Raw genomic sequence first — 3,413 nt, 5'->3', positions numbered from 1 at the left:
GAGAGGGGCCGCTCGACTTCGTGCTCTCGCAGCCAGGGAGAAGGGACAAGGCCGCGCCGAGCAGCGCGGCCACGGGGAGGGTGGAGTGGCGCATTTGCATGTGAGACTTGATACACCGGGAGTGTATTCATTCCCATGATTTGCCTCTGGAGCCGCGCGCATGCCCCCGTCCCTGTCCATCCGCCGCGTCGTCCTCTACAAGCACGGAGTCGGCTACTTCGAGCGCCGGGGCAAGGTGAGCGGCAGTGAGACGCTCCACTTCGACTTCAAGGCACGGGACATGAATGACGTCCTGAAGTCGATGACGGTGCTCGACCTGTCGGGCGGCTCGGTGTCGGCGGTGAGCTACGACTCCACCAAGCCCCTGGAGCAGTTGCTGCAGGAGGCCACCATCCGGATTCCCGACTCGGGGAGCCTCACCGCGCTGCTGGGCCAGGTGAAGGGCGCGCGGGTGCGGGTGCGCGTGGGCAAGGAGCAGGTGGAGGGCGTCATCGTGGGGCTGGAGAGCCTGCCGGTGGCCCAGGGCGAGACGGCGGTACACCGGCCCTTCCTCACGTTGCTGGTGGGCGCGTCGCTGCGCAGCTTCGACCTGCTGGAGGTGGCCGAGCTGACCTTCCTGGACGACACGGTGCGCAAGGACCTCGAGTTCTACCTGGCCACGGTACTGTCCTCGTACAAGAAGGACACCAAGCGGCTGTCGGTGCTCACCGCGGGCGAGGGCGAGCGGGAGCTGTTCGTCTCGTACGTGCTGGAAGCGCCGGTGTGGAAGACGAGCTACCGGATCCTGCTGGAGGAGGAGCAGAAGCCGCTGCTGCAGGGCTGGGCGGTGGTGGACAACACGGGGGACGAGGACTGGGTGGACGTGGACCTGGCGCTCATCGCCGGGCTGCCGGTGTCCTTCGTGCATGACCTCTACAACCCGCGCTACATGCAGCGGCCCATCGTGGAGGTGCGTACCGAGGCGGCCGCGGCCCCCGTCATCCCCGAGGAGGGCTTCGGTGAGGCGGCGGCGGACGACGAGGACTTCGATGGCACGATATTGGAGGATGTGGCCATCGCGGCCGGGCCCGCCGCGTCCGCCGCGCCCATGAAGAGCATGCGAGCGATGGCGCCCATGGGGGGGCCGGGTGGTGGGCCGCAGCGGCGCGAGGCCATGGAGCGCAGCGCGGCGGTGAAGACGCTGACGAAGGAGGTGGGGGACCTCTTCGAGTACCGGGTGGACCACCCGGTGACGGTGCACCGCAACCAGAGCGCGCTGGTGCCCATCCTGCACCGTCCCTTCGAGGGCAGGCGGGTGCTGCTCTACAACCGCACCACGCGCGAGAAGAACCCGATGGCGTGCATCGAGCTGAAGAACACCACGGGGCTGACGCTGGAGGGCGGGCCGGTGACGGTGACGGAGGGGGACACGTACGTGGGCGAGGCGATGCTCGACACGATGAAGCCGGACGACAAGCGCTTCGTCCCGTACGCGGTGGAGCTGGGGTGCGTGGTGTCGCTGGAGGACCGGACGGAGGAGGGGCCGGTGTTCCGGGCGGTGGTGAACCGCGGGGTGCTGATGGTGGAGTTCTACCACCTGCGGCGGATGGTCTACACGGTGCGCAACAAGGCGAAGCGGGCGCAGACGCTCTACCTGGAGCACCCGCGCACGGGCTGGGAGCTGAAGGACACGCCGGAGCCGGCCGAGACCACCGACAACTTCTACCGCTTCAAGTTGGAGCTGGCGGCGGCTGCCGAGCAGGAGCTCACGGTCACCGAGCGCACGGCGGGACAGCGCTCGTGGAACTTCTCCCTCACCGGGCCCGACGAGGTGAGCTTCTTCCTGCGCTCGGGCTACATCGACGAGCGGGTGGCCCAGGGCGTGCGGGAGATCATCTCCATCCGCGACAAGGTGGCGCGGCTCCAGCAGGAGGAGCGGCGGCTGAACGAAGAGCGGGCGCAGCTCTTCAAGGACCAGGAGCGCATCCGGGCCAACATCGAGTCCTTGAAGAGCGGGGCCTCGCAGCGGGAGCTGGCCGAGCGCTTCGTGACGAAGCTGAACGAGCAGGAGGACCGGCTGGAGGCGATCGCCCGGGAGCTGGAGCGGGTGACGCGCGAGAAGCGCGAGGCGCAGGAGGCGGTGGACCACCAGATGCAGGCGCTGGCCTTCACCGCGGACCTGGGCACGCCGTCCGCGGTGAAGGGACGTGGCAAGGGCAAGGGGTAGCGCGCACCTGCGAGGGGAAGGCACACGTCGTGAGCTACGGAGCGCGATGGACCTTCAGACTTCGATGAACTTCGTGCCGGTGATGGCTTCTCGGTCCAAGGCTTGCTTGAGTTCTTCGGAGACGATGAGGGCGACCGTCCAGCCCCAGGGGCGGAAGATGTGAGCGCCCTCTGTCCTCGCCGGGTCCACCTTGAGTCCGTGGATGGCTCGGTACTCTCCGACTCGTTCTGGCTCACCATGCTCGGGCCTCCAGTGCTCGACCTCTCCACACCGGGCTTCGTCGATGCACCGAGCGATGCGCAGGGTGTTGAGGATGAAGTAGGGCTCTGATTGGTCTTCCACCCGGGCTGGGATGAGCTGCACCTCGTGCTGCAAGCCCATGCGCTCGCAGAGTCGTGCGAAGCGACCATGAACCACGAAGATGCCAAAGGCCGCTCCACTGAACTCAAGAGGCTGTCCCCGCACCAAGAGGGGAAACCTCGGGAGGAGCTCCAAATTCAGGGCGCGGCTTTTCTCGAACTGCCAGGGGTTGAGCTCCCGGCCTTGCTCATCGAGAGGGGCACCCAGGACCCAGCGCCCTGGAATGGTCATGTCGTCACGGAGCCTGAAGTATCTGGACATGGAAAGCCTAGGGCTTCGTCAGGAGCCGATTGAGGTAGGAGTTGGGAGTGCAGAGCTTGTCCGTGAGCTCGGCGAGAGCCTCGCGCAGCTTGTTGCCGCAAAGTGCGACAGTCGTGCAGTCTCTCAATGCCACCTGGAGCCGATCATGAACCGCGGCATGATACTCCTCGGGATGGGGGCCTCTGTGACCTTTGAGGTAGACGCGGTTCGCCGGGTCATCCAGGGTCATTCCCGCCTTGGCGAAGAGCTGCCCGAAGAGGGGAGTCCAAGGTCCCCCTCGAGCCGACGAGGTGTCATTCTTGTTGGTGGCCAGGTGGTGCCATTCGTAGCCCTCCTTCTTCTGAGAGCCATCGGCGCAGGCGCCGCCGAAAGAACTCGAGGCTGAAGTGATTGCAGTGCCCGTCGCCACGCCAGTGACGATGAGCGTGCCATCCGCCATGACAGTGGCGGTGGTTGTCGCGCCACTCACCAGCAGCCCACCCTCCGCCGCATAGCGGGGCGGTGTCAGCAGTGTCCACAAACCTCCCTCGGGTATCTTGGGAAGTGCCTTGCCCAGGCCTGCTCCAGCCACCAGGAACATCACCCG

4 protein-coding genes are annotated in these 3,413 nt (G+C 66.5%); 1 reads left to right on the top strand and 3 read right to left on the bottom strand.

Going from position 1 to position 3,413, the window contains the following annotated elements; translation table 11 throughout:
- Window positions 1-94 (bottom strand): DUF6068 family protein (locus tag VF697_RS38955; protein ID WP_331103166.1); only part of this gene is annotated, 94 nt, incomplete at its 3' end.
- A gap of 66 nt (window positions 95-160) precedes the next feature.
- Between VF697_RS38955 and VF697_RS38950 the strand changes: the two genes are divergently transcribed.
- Entirely contained in the window at window positions 161-2,206 is a 2,046-nt protein-coding gene (locus tag VF697_RS38950) for a hypothetical protein (protein WP_331103160.1), read from the top strand.
- Window positions 2,207-2,260: 54 nt separating this feature from the next.
- Here the strand turns inward: VF697_RS38950 and VF697_RS38945 are convergent, their stop codons facing one another.
- Together VF697_RS38945 and VF697_RS38940 are read right to left on the bottom strand one after the other, a co-directional pair.
- Window positions 2,261-2,797, bottom strand: coding sequence for an imm11 family protein (locus tag VF697_RS38945; RefSeq protein WP_331103164.1), 537 nt, complete (start codon window positions 2,795-2,797; stop codon window positions 2,261-2,263).
- Between the two features lie 37 nt (window positions 2,798-2,834).
- The coding region (locus tag VF697_RS38940) for an AHH domain-containing protein (protein WP_331103158.1) at window positions 2,835-3,413 on the bottom strand (579 nt) is incomplete at its 5' end.

Source organism: Archangium sp., from assembly GCF_036388035.1.
Taxonomy (GTDB): Bacteria; Myxococcota; Myxococcia; order Myxococcales; family Myxococcaceae; genus Archangium.
The sequence above is the reverse complement of the archived record's forward strand: the minus strand, read 5'-3'. Positions and strand labels throughout refer to the sequence as shown.